General features: G+C 56.4%; 13 protein-coding genes. 8 read left to right on the top strand and 5 right to left on the bottom strand.

The window, feature by feature from the left end; all coding sequences use genetic code 11:
- The first annotated feature begins 92 nt into the window (after nt 1-92).
- The 5 genes from COL8621_RS15395 to COL8621_RS15375 all read left to right on the top strand — a co-directional run bounded on the left by COL8621_RS15395 (nt 93) and on the right by COL8621_RS15375 (nt 7,187).
- Entirely contained in the window at nt 93-2,531 is a 2,439-nt protein-coding gene (locus COL8621_RS15395; RefSeq protein ID WP_093968170.1) for a tetratricopeptide repeat protein, read from the top strand.
- Nucleotides 2,532-2,695: 164 nt separating this feature from the next.
- Nucleotides 2,696-3,304: a polysaccharide biosynthesis/export family protein gene (locus COL8621_RS15390; RefSeq protein ID WP_093968633.1), complete on the top strand. Its 609-nt coding sequence runs from the start codon at nt 2,696-2,698 to the stop codon at nt 3,302-3,304.
- Between the two features lie 4 nt (nt 3,305-3,308).
- Nucleotides 3,309-4,694, top strand: a complete 1,386-nt coding sequence (locus tag COL8621_RS15385) for a hypothetical protein (protein WP_093968169.1) — start codon at nt 3,309-3,311, stop codon at nt 4,692-4,694.
- Between the two features lie 163 nt (nt 4,695-4,857).
- Complete coding sequence (gene xrtD / locus COL8621_RS15380) at nt 4,858-6,456, top strand: VPLPA-CTERM-specific exosortase XrtD (RefSeq protein WP_093968168.1); 1,599 nt, start codon at nt 4,858-4,860, stop codon at nt 6,454-6,456.
- A gap of 38 nt (nt 6,457-6,494) precedes the next feature.
- The gene (locus COL8621_RS15375) at nt 6,495-7,187 is read left to right on the top strand and encodes a rhomboid family intramembrane serine protease (protein WP_235823902.1); all 693 of its coding nucleotides are present in this window, start codon (nt 6,495-6,497) and stop codon (nt 7,185-7,187) included.
- A 1-nt stretch (nt 7,188) separates the two neighbouring features.
- Here the strand turns inward: COL8621_RS15375 and COL8621_RS15370 are convergent, their stop codons facing one another.
- On the bottom strand, nt 7,189-8,415 hold the full coding sequence (locus tag COL8621_RS15370; RefSeq protein WP_093968167.1) for a Coenzyme F420 hydrogenase/dehydrogenase, beta subunit C-terminal domain: 1,227 nt from the start codon (nt 8,413-8,415) through the stop codon (nt 7,189-7,191).
- A gap of 186 nt (nt 8,416-8,601) precedes the next feature.
- Between COL8621_RS15370 and COL8621_RS15365 the strand changes: the two genes are divergently transcribed.
- The 3 genes from COL8621_RS15365 (at nt 8,602) to COL8621_RS15355 (ending at nt 10,892) form a co-directional block, all read left to right on the top strand.
- Complete coding sequence (locus tag COL8621_RS15365) at nt 8,602-9,771, top strand: polysaccharide pyruvyl transferase family protein (RefSeq protein WP_235823901.1); 1,170 nt, start codon at nt 8,602-8,604, stop codon at nt 9,769-9,771.
- A gap of 198 nt (nt 9,772-9,969) precedes the next feature.
- Nucleotides 9,970-10,422, top strand: coding sequence for a glycosyltransferase family protein (locus tag COL8621_RS15360; protein ID WP_093968166.1), 453 nt, complete (start codon nt 9,970-9,972; stop codon nt 10,420-10,422).
- A gap of 5 nt (nt 10,423-10,427) precedes the next feature.
- A complete protein-coding gene (locus COL8621_RS15355; protein WP_235823929.1) occupies nt 10,428-10,892 on the top strand; it encodes a glycosyltransferase in 465 nt (154 codons plus the stop codon).
- Here the strand turns inward: COL8621_RS15355 and rfbA are convergent.
- The 4 genes from rfbA to rfbC are packed head-to-tail and all read right to left on the bottom strand — an operon-like array spanning nt 10,889 to nt 14,217.
- Nucleotides 10,889-11,764, bottom strand: coding sequence for a glucose-1-phosphate thymidylyltransferase RfbA (rfbA, locus tag COL8621_RS15350; RefSeq protein WP_093968164.1), 876 nt, complete (start codon nt 11,762-11,764; stop codon nt 10,889-10,891). The two genes, COL8621_RS15355 and rfbA, sit on opposite strands and share 4 nt — an antisense overlap.
- The gene (gene rfbD / locus COL8621_RS15345) at nt 11,757-12,614 is read right to left on the bottom strand and encodes a dTDP-4-dehydrorhamnose reductase (protein ID WP_093968163.1); all 858 of its coding nucleotides are present in this window, start codon (nt 12,612-12,614) and stop codon (nt 11,757-11,759) included. Before rfbD ends, rfbA begins: the two co-directional genes overlap by 8 nt.
- A complete protein-coding gene (gene rfbB / locus COL8621_RS15340; RefSeq protein WP_093968162.1) occupies nt 12,611-13,651 on the bottom strand; it encodes a dTDP-glucose 4,6-dehydratase in 1,041 nt (346 codons plus the stop codon). The genes rfbD and rfbB overlap by 4 nt, the downstream gene beginning before the upstream one ends.
- An 8-nt stretch (nt 13,652-13,659) precedes the next feature.
- Nucleotides 13,660-14,217: a dTDP-4-dehydrorhamnose 3,5-epimerase gene (gene rfbC, locus COL8621_RS15335; protein ID WP_093968161.1), complete on the bottom strand. Its 558-nt coding sequence runs from the start codon at nt 14,215-14,217 to the stop codon at nt 13,660-13,662.
- Nucleotides 14,218-14,307 lie beyond the last annotated feature (90 nt).

Below are 14,307 nucleotides of genomic sequence, written 5' to 3'. Positions count from 1 at the left end.
AAATAATTGAAAGGCGCGCGATTTTTCTTTCGCGCGCTTTCTGTTAGATAGCCAGAACTACAACATTTAACCGGTGCACTTGGGATTACAGGATGATTTTTCGTAAGGCTCTTCAATCAGTTCTGATGGCGTCTGTCTTATTCACGCTGGCAGCGTGTGATTCTGCTGACGAACGCGCCGAGAAGCACTTTCAAAAGGGCATCTCGTATCTGGCATCAGGTGATACTGATCGCGCACTGATCGAATTTCGAAATGTGTTCAAGCTGAACGGAAGCCACCTTGAGGCGCGCCAAACCTACGCCAAGCTTTTGCGCGACTCGGGCGATTTCAACACCTCGTTCAGCCAGTACTTGCGATTGGTAGAGCAATATCCCGACGATGCGACCGCGCGCCTTGCCTTGTCCGAAATGGCGATGCAAAGCCAAAACTGGGAAGAGGCCGAACGCCATGGTTCCAAGCTGTTGGCGCTTACGCCCGATGATCCGAATGCCCAGGTGGTTGGCATTGCGCTGGCCTATCGGGCTGCGGTTGTCGAAGAAGACACCGAAGCCCGAAATGCGGCGTTCAACAACGCGCTTGCGCTTAAAAAGACGCTGCCGGAAAACCCATTCCTGCGCAGCCTTCTGATCGACGGCCTGCTGCGCCAAGGTGATGAAACCGGCGCATTGGCCGAGATTGACGAGGCGTTGGAGCTGACGCCCGACAACATGATCCTGTACCGCCAGCGACTGCAGATCTTGAACCGCCGTGGTGACGAAGACGCGGTCGAGGCACAGTTGCGCGATATGGTCGTGCGTTTCCCTCAGGATGAAAGTGCGAAGTCGCTTCTGATCCGTTTCTATATGGCACGCAAAGACCTGGACAGCGCCGAGGCGTTCCTGCGCAGCCAGATCACCGACAACGAAAAAGATGACGCCGCGCGCACGACATTCGTGCGTTTCTTGGTTCAGACCCGCGGTAACCCAGAAGGCCGTGCCGCCTTGGATGGCTTTATCGCCGAGGGCACCAATACGGATCTCTTCCGGTCGCTTCGTGCGTCGCTGGATTTCGATGACGGAAAGCGCGAAGAGGCGTTGGCCGAACTTGAAGACATCGTCGAAAAGGCAGAGCCCTCGGAACAAACGCGCGAAATTAAGGTGACCCTTGCCCGCCTGCTTGTTGCCATGGGCAACGACGTTGGCGCGCGTGCCTTGGTGGACAACGTTCTGGAAGAAGACCCCGGTATGGTCGAGGCGCTGAAAATGCGTGCCATCTGGTTGATCGATTCTGATCAGGCCGATGAAGCGATTACCGTGCTTAGGGCCGCGTTGGACAAAAACCCGAATGACGCTGCGGTTATGACCATCATGTCGTCGGCGCATTTGCGGAACGGTAACCGCGAGCTGGCAGGCGAGCTTTTGGCGCTGGCTGTTGATGCATCAAACAATGCGCCCGCTGAAAGCCTTCGGTATGCGCAGTTCTTGGTCGCGACAGACAAAGTGTTGCCTGCTGAGGGTGTCTTGTTGGATTCCTTGCGTCTGACGCCAACCAACCCGACGATCTTGGTAGAGCTTGGTAAAATCTATATCCGGCTAGAGGATTGGCCCCGCGCCGGGCAGGTCGAACGTTCGCTTCGCGCGCTGGGGCAGGAAGAAACCACTGCTGCGGCTGACCAGTTCAAGGTGGCCATTCTGAACGGGCAACAGCGCAACGAAGACGCATTGTCGTTCCTTGAAAATCTGGCGCGTCGCGAAGACGGCAATACCCTTAGCGCGCAAATTGCGATTGTGCGTGCACATGTCGCGCGTGACGACGTTGCCGCCGCGCGGGTTTATCTGGACACCCTGCTTGAGGAAGATGGCGATAACCGCATCTTGCGTTTCTTGGACGCGGCTGTTCACGGCCGTGCCGGAGAGTTGGAGGCCGCTGAGGTTGGTTACCGCGCGCTGCTGGAAGAGGATGACACAACTGAACGCGTTTGGTTGGAACTTGTCCGCACCCTGACACGGGCTGGCAAGCTGGACGCCGCAAAAGAAGCATTGGCGGAGGGGCTGGCCGTACTGCCCGCAGCGCGTGACTTGCTGTGGGCGAAGGCCACTCAGTTCGAGCGTGAGGGCGATTATGAAGCCGCAATCGGCATCTACGAACGTCTTTATGACGAAAACTCTTCGACCAGCGTGATCGCCAACAACTTGGCGAGCCTGCTGTCGACCGTTCGCGAAGACGAAGAAAGCCATCAACGCGCCTATGCTGTTGCGCGTCGTTTGCGCGGCAGTGATTTCCCGCCCTATCAGGATACCTATGGCTGGATCGCGTATCAGCGCGGCGACTATGACGATGCTTTGCGCCATATGGAGCCCGCGGCTGCCGCACTTAGCGAAGACCCGCTCGTACTTTATCATTTAGGCATGACCTATGCGGGGCTGAAGCGCTATGATGAAGCGGTTAAGACACTGCAAAAAGCGCTTGATGTGGCGGGGGATGACCCGCGCCCGGCCTTCGAAGATGCACGTGCCGAGATAGAGCGTTTGCGCAAGATTGAAGCTGACTAATTTGACGTGGTTGCAACCGAAAGTGTTGCTGCTACGTGACGAATGGCTTGGAAGACGCTGTAATTCCGGGCAAATATTGTGAAATCGCTTCTCCCAAACGGGTTTCCGTAGCATAGACGGAATCAAAAGTTTGGGCGCAGGGCTTAAACGTGTGGAGCCGTATGATGAAACGCATTGCACTTGTTCTTCTATCGCTGCTGTTCGCGACTGCTGCGGTGGCTCAGGGTAACTACGCTATCCGCGCGGGCGATACGCTGCGCGTTGAAGTGCTTGAAGACCCTAACCTTAACCGGAATGTTCTTGTGCTTCCGGATGGAAACATCAGCTTCCCATTTGCGGGCACACTGCGTGCTGGCGGGCAAACCGTTAACCAGGTACGCCGTTCTATCACGGCTGGTATCGCGGCAAACTTTGCTTCTGAGCCAAACGTTTATGTTTCCGTAATCAATATTCCAGTTCGCACATCGGCGGCGAAAGTCGAAGCTGCGGCACCGGTTATTGATGTGTATGTTATGGGCGAGGTGAATGGCCCCGGCCTGAAAGAAGTTGCGCCAGGAACGACGCTGCTTCAATTCCTTGCTCAAAGTGGTGGTTTTACAAAATTTGCAGCAACAAAACGTCTGCAACTTCGCCGTCGTGATCCGCAAACCGGACGCGAGGCTATCTATCAAATCAACTATAAGGCCCTGTCCAGAGGGGCGAGCATGGCGAACGACATAATCCTCGCAGAAGGGGATGTCATCATCGTGCCAGAGCGGAGGCTATTCGAGTAGTTGGATGTCGTGGCGGCATAGATTTCTTATTGGCGCTGGTGGGCTTGCCCTCAGCGCCACACCGATTCTTTGGGCAAGCGCTCAGACATCGGAAACCGGGTTCGAGGCCTTCCTTGACCTATCCCAAACACTGCGTGTCAGTGACAATTCCGAAAATGTAAGCTACCCTTCGGGAACTTCCACGTTCGCGCAAACCGATCTGACATTCGGGATCAGCAGCCAAACCCGCGCCGAAAAGTTTGATTTGCGCATCGGCGGTGCCGCGCAGTTCGGATATTTCGCTGATGACGGTGGCACCGGCACTGACTTCGAAAACCCCTTCGCCAGCCTGAGCTATGAGCGAGAGGCCAGTAATTCGCGGCTCTCTTTCAGTGCGAATGTGATCCAAAAAGACGCCAGCTCTGTCATTTTGGATTCGGATTTTGACAGTTCCGATCTGACCGTCGATTCCGGTAAGCGAAACTATATCTCCGCCAAAGCTGGGTTTGAGACAGGCATCGACGGCCCTCTGGGTTTTTCGGTTGATGCAGGGCTTCGCAAACGCACCTATTCGGATACGACAGATCCAAGCCTGACCGATAACAAACGCGAAACGATTGATGCGGCGATGCGTTTTCAGGTTTCGCCAGTGTTAGAGCTTAAGGCCCTTACGGGATACGACCTTTACACTGCGGAAGACGCGGCCGACACTGAACGCAAACGTGTCTATTTCGGCGCGGGTTTTGCGTATGACGCCACGCCTTCGCTTAGCTTTTCCGGCCGTTTGACCCAAGATATGATCGACCGGTCTGAAACGGTGAACGGTACGCGCACGACAAATTCCGTGGATGAGGCTTCGCTGCGTCTTGGTGCCCAGCAAGAGCTGGCAAATGGCAACCTAAGTGCCGATTTGACCAGCCGCGCGGAAAGCACCGGGCGGCGCAACACGTTTACCCTTGGTCGCGAAATGGAACTGCGCAGCGGCGCGCTGGGCTTTCATCTGGGCGTCACCGATAGCGAAGATACCGATGCGCGTGCCATTGCCGGCCTGTCGTACGAACAGGAACTGCCTGCTGGCCGCTTTATCGCGGACCTGACGCAGACGGCACTGACCGACACGAATGATTCCGAAATTCTGCGCACGCAGCTTTCGATGAATTATCAGCACGAAATCAATGCCAGTTCCAGTTTGGGCGCGCGGTTCACCTATGCTGATGTCAACTCTTTGACGGCCGGTACTGCCGACACGGAACGTGCCTCGCTTAGCGTGTCCTATAACTACGCGCTGACGCAGGATTGGAACATGCAGACCGGTTTTGAGCATTCCTATGCAAATGAATCGGGCAGCGACGCCACGCGCGCGAACACCGTGTTCCTTGGGCTAGAGCGGCGCTTTTCGCTTCGCAACTAAGTAAACGGGCACACCTGCCCCCTGTCTGCGGCCATATTCAGGTCGCGGACAGAATGCTGTGATCCACAGTGTGTTAGGCTGGAAAAACGCCTGAAATTGCGATAGCCAACACAGGCTCGTTTCGGGCAAATTGATCAACTTGGACTAGTTTTTAGGGTGACGCGTGCATTCAACTCAACAGCCGGATCTTCATGCCGACGGTGTTAGAGGCCTGAACCTTCAAGGGCTCTTTTGGTTCGGGCTGTTGCTGGCGGTATCTGTGCCGGTGTTTTGGATCGGCTTTGTATCCTTGGTCAAAGCATGGGGCACGGCAGAGTACAGCCACGGCCCGTTGATTCCACTGATCTCGCTCTATCTGTTCTTGCGTGAACTGCGCCGATCCCCGCCTTCCGACGCCCCGGTGACGGATCGATGGCCCGGCGTCCTTGTTATTGGGGTTGCGCTTGCGATTGCAGTGTTCGGCAACTTGGTCCGCATCCCTGATATCGTGACCTACGGCTTTATCCTGTGGGTTGGCGGCGTCGTTCTGACGGTCTTTGGATGGAAGCGCGGGATCACGCATTGGGCGCCGGTGTTGCATCTGGTCTTTATGCTGCCGCTGCCGCAGTTCCTGTATTGGCAATTATCGATATTCCTTCAGCAGATATCGTCGGTTCTGGGGGTCTGGTTCGTTTCGCTGGCAGGTGTTTCTGTCTATCTGGAAGGGAACATCATCGATCTGGGGGTCTACAAACTTCAGGTCGCAGAGGCTTGTTCGGGCCTGCGTTATCTTTTCCCGATCTTGTCCTTTTCGTACCTGTTCGCGATCCTTTATCGCGGCCCGATGTGGCACAAGGCTGTGCTGTTGTTGTCTGCCGCACCGCTGACGGTGTTCATGAATTCGTTCCGTATCGGGGTCATCGGCGTCTTGGTGAACAGCTATGGCATCGAACAGGCCGAAGGTTTTCTGCACTTCTTCGAGGGGTGGGTCATCTTCCTTGCCTGCGTCGGCATCCTGTTCTTGATGGCGATTGCGCTGCAACGCCTGACGCCAAACCCGCTTTCGCTGGCTGATGCGATTGATATGGATTTTCAGGGGCTGGGCGGCGTTGCGGCACGCATCCTCAGTATCCGCTCTTCGGCGGCAATGATCGGCGCGGCGGGTTTGACTGCTGCGGTGACGGCGATGTGGGTTTCCATCAGCCCGCCGGAGGCCCCACCGCTGGACCGTGATCCCTTTGCGTTGTTCCCAAATACGGTTGGTGACTGGTCGGGCACGCGCGCGCGCCTAGACGCGGATGTAGAGGCCGTTCTGGCCGCCGACGACTATTTCCACGCTAACTTTGCATCTGCGGGTGGCGATGGGTTCGTGAACTTCTTCGTGGCCTTTTACGACAAGCAGACAGAAGGGTCGGGCATTCATTCGCCCGAGGTTTGTCTGCCGGTCGGTGGCTGGGAAGTATACGCCATCGAACCATACAGCGTATCTGTGCCGGGCACCGTTTACGGTACTTTTGAAGTGAACCGCGCGGTCATCGAAAAAGGGGTGTCGCGCCAGTTGGTCTATTACTGGTTCGAACAGCGCGGAAAGCGCATGACAAGCGATTACCTTGCCAAGGCTTCGGTCCTTTACGACAGCTTGCGAAGTGGGCGTTCGGACGGCGCGTTGGTGCGTTTCGTCACACCGATCGCCCCCGGAGAGCCAGAGGAAAACGCCGACGCCCGCCTGCAAAGCTTTATGCAAGAAAGCCTTCAGCGCCTACCGCGGTTCGTTCCTGAATAGGCTGGCTGAACAGTGGGCCTAATGGATGACTTGAAAACGTGAAAAGGATCGTGACCGATATGCCGGAAAAAGGACAATCATCGGGGCTGTCCTTGCGGGTGCGCGGCGATGATATTCCGGCCGCGTTGTTGTTTCTGATCCTGATTTGCGTTGTCATCGAAGGGGTCCTAACAGCCGGAGATTTCAATGTCTTCGGCACCGCACGGTTGCGGCATCTGGCATATGAAATGGGCGGCTTCTGGCCGGGCCTGTTGCAGGACTGGAAGTCGAACTATCCCTCTCAACCGGTCCTGATGTTTTTCACATACGGGTTTCTTCACGGCGGTTTGCTGCACCTCGCAGTGAATATGTTTACGCTCTATTCGCTTGGCCGGGCTGTGATCGACCGGGTCGGGCAACTGCGGTTCTTGGTTTTGTATCTGGGCACGGTTCTTGGCGGTGCGTGGGGCTTTGGGATGCTGGCCGATACGTTGCAGCCGATGGTGGGCGCGTCAGGAGCGTTGTTCGGATTGGCGGGCGCGTTGATATCGTGGAACTACGTTGATCGGTTTATATTCCACCGTCGGCTGTGGCCGATTGTGCGGGTCGTTATTTACCTGATCTTGCTGAATATTGTGCTGTGGTACGTCATGGGTGGCCAACTGGCTTGGCAGACCCACTTGGGTGGCTTTGTTGCCGGGTGGGTTTTGGCAATGATCATCGATCCACGCGGGCGAAAGGCCGACGCTTAGCCTAAGATCCGATCCGCCCGGTCAAGACCCGCCGCACCATCCCAAGGAAGTTGCGCATGTTCTCTTTCAACGGGTTTTGCCGTGCTGCGGCGACCAAAGTCAGGCCTCGATAGTTCGGGATCGGTTTTAGGCACAGCTTAAGGCCAGCCAGCCGCGCGAAAAGAGCCCGCCGCCGCCCGCGTTGACCGGGTTGTATGGCGGCAAGCGTCGCAACATCGAATGGTTCACTTTCAATACTTCCGGCCGCTTCGGCGGCATTCAGTAACGCTTGCCCCGCATCGGTGCGCGCGACAATCAGGCTGGTGCCATCGCGTTCTTCGAAAACGGGGTACCCTGCTTCGTCACTTTCCCAGGCATCGGCAAAGACCAGATCGGCCAGCTTGCCCGTTCCGTCGGCGCAGACTTTACACCTGTGCTGCACATGGCGTGACAGCACCTTTCCCCAACTGTCGTGATAGGTCATCGACCGTTCTGTCCCGGCGCGATCCGTGGCTGTGGCGTGGCCGGGCCAGCCTTGCCCGCGAAACCGAAAGGCGGCTGTATCGTCCAGCGTGGTACCAAGTGCGCCCAGCACCTCTTCGACCCCTTTGAGGGACGGCACACCGGCGCAAAAGAACGACAGAAGATAGGGAACCGCAGCCTTCAGTTCGGCATCATCCTTCATCAAGCCGCGCATGGCGACGATGTCACAGGGTTTGCCGACAAAGGCGTAACGTTTTCCCGGAACAATGGTTTGATAAATCGCAGTCACCGGGTCCGACGGGGCATAGCGCGAACCGGCGGCGTTAAACACATCCTCGGGGGTTTGGCTAAGCACGGTGCAGTTGCCGATCGGCAGATCGGGCGCTGCTGCGGTTTGAACTACGCCGTCAACCTTGCCGCTTTCCAGCAGGTGAACCAGCACGGCCGAAAGCCCGCCACCGGATGAGGCCTGAAACCGCAACGCAGGATTCAGCGCGTTGCCCTGCCGCATCGCCACATACGGCCCCCAAAGCGTATCAGTCTTGCGGCCATCAACCGTGACTGTCTCTCCCAGTCCGGGGCAGGCCTGGCCGACCCGCGCCTCTTCTTGGGGGGAAAGATCGGCAGATTGATCAGGGCGCAAATAGCCGCTTTTCGCGATCCGCATCGACACTTTGCCCGGTGCAATCGCTGCACAGGCGCCGCAGCCGGCACACAAGTCTCCGCGCTGAACCTTTGACAGGTTGGCCGATGAAAAATCTGACATGTGTGTCTAACCACTCAAAACCGTTTCAGGGCGACTAAAGCGCGAACATCTGCCTTAATTCAAACGCTTTTTTCGGGTTTTCCCTGTTCGGCGGGGTTTGTGCCAAAAACTGTGTGCAATCCGCTTCCACGGCCGCAGAACAATATGCTAGGCCACATTTGCGTAATTTTGTCATTGGGAAAGCCCATGGTTAATATTTGCCTGATCCTCCACTCGACCAAGTCTGACAATTTGGGGGTTGGTGCATTAACCGTTTCCGATGTGGCTATCCTGCGAGAGGTCGCACAGAAAAACGGTCTGAAACCGCATTTCACGATCATTGATTGGAAAGACCCGCGCGAACCCTATGTCGTCGGCGACGATGTCGAGGTGGTGCCGCTTTCCGCTGCTGATCTGCTGAACCCCACCAAGTTCTTTCGCCTGATCCGCCGCGCCGACATGGTTGTGGATATCGGTGTCGGGGACAGCTTTGCCGACATTTACGGGAACAAACGCTTGATGCTGATGTTCCTGATGAAGTTTCAAACTCATCTTGCGCGCCGCCCTCTGGTGATCGCGCCGCAAACGATCGGGCCCTTCACAAAGGGGCGGTCAAAACTGATGGCGCGGGTAAACCTGAAGCTAAGCAAGCTGGTCTGCACCCGCGATAAGCTTTCCACCGCCTGCCTGTCAGAGATCGGATATACCGGCGACGCGATAGAGGCGTGCGACGTCGCGCTGAAGCTGCCGTTTACCCGCCAACCCAGTCACGGTGGAACGCCGCGCATTGGTCTGAACGTTTCGGGCCTGTTGATGAACGGCGGCTATTCGCAAAACAACATGTTCGGCCTGTCGGTGGATTATCCTCATCTGATCCGTGAAACGATCCGCCAGTTTCAGGCGCATCCTGACAATCCAGAAATCATTCTGGTGCCCCACGTGATTTCCGACAAGCAGCCCGTGGAAGACGACTATCGCGCAAGCGAAGGGTTGGTGGCCGAATTCCCGGGTGTGAAGATCGCGCCGAAATTTGCTGATCCGTCCGAAGCCAAAAGCCTTATCTCGGGTTTGGATTTCTTTGCTGGCGCGCGGATGCACAGCTGCATCGCCGCGTTTTCCAGCGGGGTCGCCGTTGTGCCCATGGCCTATAGCCGTAAATTCGAAGGTCTGTTCGGAAGCCTTGGATATTCGCACACCGTAGATTGCAAAGCAGATGACGAAGCGGCAATTTTGTCTACGTTGCTGAAAGGTTACGAAAACCGTGCGGAACTGGCCAAAGATGCCGAAGCTGCGCTGGCCGTGGGGTTGGAAAGATTGGCACTTTACGAAGCCGCGCTTGGCGAATTGATGCTAAAACTGCCTGTAAACACAGCATAAATTGGTTAAGGGGCTGAAACGCAAAGAAATGAACTGTTCCAGCCTAAATTCCGCTGCTTTCCTATTTCACAATCACCACAGCTTCGTGACATTCTGTCCTTGGCGACACCAACCGAAGACACCAATCACTGCTAGTCAGAGAACAGTCGAACGATCGGGCTCCGAAACTTGTTTTCGGGGTTTTTAGGGTAACGAGGAATGACGCAGAAACGAATTCTGGCGATAGCTTCGGGCGGCGGGCATTGGCAGCAGCTGATGTTGATGCGCGAAGCGTTTGAACATCAGGATGTCTTGTATCTGACCACGCTTTCCGGATTGCCCGAACAATACGATGCCACCCCTGCAAAGCTTGTGCCCGACTGCAACCGGAATCAAAAAATCGCTACGATCAAATGCGCGTTCATCATGTTGTGGCGCGTGCTTGTTTTTCGCCCGCAGATGGTCATCTCGACTGGGGCGTTGCCCGGGGTCTTGGCGCTTGCCTTTGGGAAAATGGTTGGTGCGAAAACGGTCTGGGTCGACTCTGTCGCAAATGCCGAAGAAATGTCGATGTCTGGGATGCTGGCTCGCCGTTTCGCGGATTTGTGGATGTCCCAGTGGGAAGACGTGGCAAAAGATGCAGGCGCTGAATTCGCGGGGGCGGTTCTTTGATCTTTGTGACGGTCGGCACCCAGCTTCCTTTTCCGCGGCTTATTGATGCGATGGATGAACTTGCGCCCCAGCTTGGCGAAAAGGTGATTGCGCAGTGTGGGCCCGAAGGGAACGGCTGGCAGAATATCGAAGTGCATGACAACAATACCCCTGAAGAGTTTCGTGCCTATATGCGCGAGGCGCGGGTCGTCGTTGCGCATGCGGGTATCGGCACGATTTTAACGGCCAAGCAGCTTGGCATTCCGCTGATCATCGTGCCGCGTCGTATCGCGTTTGATGAACATCGAAACGACCACCAACTTGCAACGGCGCGTTATGCTGAAAAGCTGCCCGGTATTCACGTGGCGTGGACGGTGGATGACCTTGGCCCACTATTGCGTCAGCCCAACCTTGAGCCTGCCCAAGATACGCCCGGCCCGTCGCACCCGGCCCTAGTGAGCCGACTGCGCCGTTTTGTCGATGAGGATTAGTGGCTCAGCAGGCCCTTCAGGTAGGCACCATAGGCGTTCTTACTGAACAGTTCCGCGCGTTTGGCCAATTGATCGCGGCTGATCCAACCTGCATCGTAAGCAATTTCTTCAGGGCAGCCAGTTTGCATACCTTGGCGGTCTTGCAGCGTCCGCACGAAGTTGCCCGCATCCAACAGGCTGGCATGCGTGCCGGTATCAAGCCATGCGTAGCCGCGACCCATCTGTTTTACGCTTAGATCCCCATCGTTCAGATAGGTTTCCAACAGGGTCGTAATTTCCAACTCACCGCGCTCGGATGGCTGCACGTTTTTAGCGCGCTCCGGAGCAGACCCGTCGAGGAAATAAAGCCCTGTTACGGCGAAGTTTGACGGCGGAACCGGTGGCTTTTCGATGATTGCGCGGGCTTTACCCTCGGCATCGAACTCGACCACGCCATATCGTTCAGGGTCAGCCACGCGATAGCCAAAGACCGTACCACCGGCAGGCTGCGCGTCAGCCTCGGCCAGCAGTTCGGGCAAGCCATGGCCGAAGAAGATATTGTCGCCCAGAACCATCGCAGACGGCGCACCGTCCAAGAACCCTTCGGCCAGAAGATAGGCCTGTGCCAGCCCATCGGGTGAGGGCTGTTCGATATAGGTCAGCGAAAGGCCCCATTGCGTGCCGTCGCCCAAAAGCCGTTGGAATTGGCCCTGATCTTCGGGTGTCGTGATGATCGCGATTTCACGAATGCCGGCCAGCATCAGCACCGAAAGCGGGTAAAAGACCATCGGCTTATCGTGAACCGGCAACAGCTGTTTTGAGACACCCATGGTGATCGGGTACAGCCGCGTGCCAGAGCCACCAGCCAGAATAATACCTTTACGATTAGTCATTTTTACGCGCTCCGAGCTCTGTCAAAATATCTGCCAGCCCGGTGCGCCAATCTGGTTGGGCAATTCCGAAAGTGGCCTTGGTGGCGCTGCAATCCAGCCGCGAATTCAGTGGGCGTGTCGCGGGCGTGGGATACGCGCTTGTGGGAATGTCAGTTACGTCACAGCTAAGATCGGCTTGGCGAAAGATTTCGCGCGCAAAGTCCGCCCAGCTTACATCAGGCGCACCTGAGAAGTGGTAGGTGCCGCTGCGAGCCGGATCGTCGATCAGCTGCTTGGCGATATCGATGCAGGCATCAGCGATTGCTGCGGCTGTGGTTGGGCCGCCGATCTGATCTGCCACAATCGTCAACGCATCGCGTTCCGCGCCAAGGCGCAGCATCGTTTTGACGAAATTGTTGCCGTGCGCAGACACCACCCACGACGTGCGCAGGACTGCAAATGTCCCACCAGCGGCGCGAATGCCGTCTTCACCGATCAGTTTGGATCGGCCATAGGCGTTCGGCGGGGCGGTCGGTTCATCCGTTCCACGTGGCGCATCGCCGGCCCCGTCAAACACGTAATCGGTCGAGATGTGGACCAACGGGATGCCGCGCGCTGCCGCGACTTCGGCCAACACGGTGACCGAACTGCCGTTGATCGCGTTGGCGGCGTCCTGTTCCTCTTCCGCCTTATCGACTGCGGTATAGGCGGCGGCGTTGATAAACGCGTCAGCTTGCGCGGATTCGGCAAAGGCGCGGACCGCGTCGGGGTTGGCAAAGTCCACTGTGTCACGCCCAACGGCTGTAACACCGGCGTGGCGCTGAAGCTCTGTCGCGACTTGGCCGGATTTTCCGAAAACGACGATCTTCATTTCGATTTTCCCAATCGTTCGCCCACGCCATCACGGTTTTGAAGTGCACGCCACCAGTCTTCGTTGTCCAGATACCACTGAACGGTCTTTTCCAAACCTTGTTCAAGCGTAACCGAGGGGCGCCAACCCAGCTCTGTCCGAATGCGGGTGGGGTCAATCGCATAGCGCAGATCATGGCCGGGGCGGTCGGTGACAAAGGTGATTTGTTCGGCGTAGGCTGCATCGCCGGGCCGCTTTTCGTCAAGAATGGCACAGATCATCTGAACGATATCGATGTTCTTCGCCTCGTTCTCTCCGCCGATGTTATAGCTGCGGCCAATTTCGCCTTCGGCCAGAACCTTCAAAAGGGCGTCGGCGTGGTCTTCGACATACAGCCAATCGCGAATATTTTCGCCCTTGCCGTAAACAGGGATCGGCGCACCAGCCAAGGCTTTCAAAATAACCACCGGGATCAGTTTTTCGGGGAAATGGAACGGGCCATAGTTGTTAGAGCAGTTGGTCATGACGACCGGCAAGCCATAGGTTTCGTTCCATGCCCGCACCAGATGATCGGACGCCGCTTTTGATGCGGAATAAGGGGAGTTCGGCGCATATGGCGTTTCTTCGGTAAACTGCCCTTCGTCGCCCAACGTGCCGTAAACTTCGTCAGTCGAAATGTGGTGGAAGCGGAAATTTTCCGGCTGTCCTTCGGCCATCCAATACGCGCGCGCGGCTTCCAGCATGTGATAGGTGCCGTTCACGTTGGTTTCGATGAACGTACCGGGGGAATCGATCGAACGGTCCACATGGCTTTCCGCCGCCAGATGCATCACCGCATCGGGTTTGTGCTGAGCAAAGATACGATCCAGCGCATCGCGGTCTCTGATATCGGCATGCTCAAACGCATAGTTTGGGCTTTTTGCGGCCTCGGCAACGTTTTCAAGGCACGCGGCATATGTCAGCGCATCAAGGTTGACCACCTCATGACCACGCGAAATCGCCAACCGCACGACCGCAGAGCCGATAAAGCCTGCGCCACCTGTAACCAAAATCTTCATTGTGCTGCTCAATATTTAAAGGGTGTGTCGAAATCGCGAAGGAAGGGCGCGGCCTCATCCTTTTCGGACAGAACCGGGGCCGTGTCGCCCATGCCCCAATCGATTCCGATGTCGGGGTCATCAAACCGCACGGCACCGTCGCATTCGGGCGAATAGTAATCCGTGCATTTATAAACGATTTCGGTGTCAGGTTCACGCGTTACGAAGCCATGCAAAAAGCCAGCTGGGATCAGAAGCTGTTTGCCATTCTCAAAGGAAAGTTCTTCGCCGACCCATTGCCCATACGTGGGCGAGCCTTTGCGAATATCGACAGCGACGTCGAACAACCGGCCACGCCCGCACCGTACCAGCTTGGCTTGGGCATGTGGTTCAGACTGAAAGTGCAGCCCGCGCACTGTGCCAACTTCGCTGGAAACCGAATGGTTGTCCTGCACGAATTCATACCGAAGACCGGCGTCTTCCATAGTGCGCTTGTTCCAGCTTTCGGAAAAAAAGCCGCGATGATCGCCAAACCGCTTGGGCGTCAGAAGCTTGACCCCTTCAAGTTTCGTATCCTGAACTTGCAAACTGTTAGTCTCCGTCACTGATCAACCATAAGTTGGGAATCAGATAACAAGTGGCAAACTAGAAGTCACGGGGACAACCGCTGTGTTTGC

Source organism: Actibacterium lipolyticum, assembly GCF_900184935.1.
Lineage (GTDB): Bacteria > Pseudomonadota > Alphaproteobacteria > Rhodobacterales > Rhodobacteraceae > Actibacterium_A > Actibacterium_A lipolyticum.
This window is presented reverse-complemented; position numbering and strand designations above follow the sequence as displayed.